General features: G+C 72.2%; 2 protein-coding genes. Both read left to right on the top strand.

The genetic code is table 11. The features are described from left to right. Positions 1 to 470: nitrate reductase molybdenum cofactor assembly chaperone (gene narJ, locus E1285_RS45205; protein ID WP_132161052.1), on the top strand; the 470-nt coding region annotated here is incomplete at its 5' end. Further along, positions 467 to 819: respiratory nitrate reductase subunit gamma (locus E1285_RS45200; protein WP_165967064.1), on the top strand; the 353-nt coding region annotated here is incomplete at its 3' end. The genes narJ and E1285_RS45200, both read left to right, overlap by 4 nt.

Here is an 819-nt window from a genome sequence, read left to right as displayed (position 1 = left end):
CGGACTACGTCGCCACGTTCGACCACCGCAAGCGGTGCTGCCTCTACCTGTCGTACTACGCCTACGGCGACACCCGTAAGCGGGGGATGGCCCTGCTGCGCTTCAAACAGGCCTACGAGGCGGCGGGGCTCGTCCTGGACGACGGGGAACTGCCCGACCATCTGGCCGTGGTGCTGGAGTTCGCCGCGACCGGAGACCTCGCGCAAGGGCGGCGGCTGCTGCTGGAGCACCGCGCCGGCCTGGAGCTGCTGCGTCTCGCGCTCACCGAGGCCGCGTCGCCGTGGGCGGCCGTCCTGGAGGCGGTCTCGGCGACACTGCCGCCGCTGACCGGCCGCAACGAGGACGCCGTCGCCCGCCTCATCGCCGAGGGCCCGCCGGAGGAGGAGGTCGGCCTCGCCCCCTACGGGAGCGACGCCGCGGCCTCCGGTCCCGTCTTCCTGCCCGACCCGGTCCTGGAGGCCCGCTCATGACCAGCCACCTGCCCGTCCTCGCCGCGCAGAACGGCGGTGAACCGGGCGTCGGCGGCATCCTGCTGTGGGTCGCCCTGCCCTACGTCACGATCGCGGTGTTCGTCCTCGGGCACATCTGGCGGTACCGCTACGACAAGTTCGGCTGGACGACCCGCTCGTCCCAGCTCTACGAGCGGCGGCTGCTGCGCATCGGCAGCCCCCTGTTCCACTTCGGGATCCTCGTCGTGGCGCTCGGCCACGTCGGCGGGCTGCTGATCCCCGACCGCTGGACCGAAGCCGTCGGCGTCACCGAGCACATGTACCACGTCGTCGCCGTGGTGCTCGGCACCATCGCCGGGTTCTGCACCCT

The sequence above is a fragment of the Actinomadura sp. 7K507 genome (assembly GCF_004348425.1).
GTDB lineage: Bacteria > Actinomycetota > Actinomycetes > Streptosporangiales > Streptosporangiaceae > Spirillospora.
This window is presented reverse-complemented; position numbering and strand designations above follow the sequence as displayed.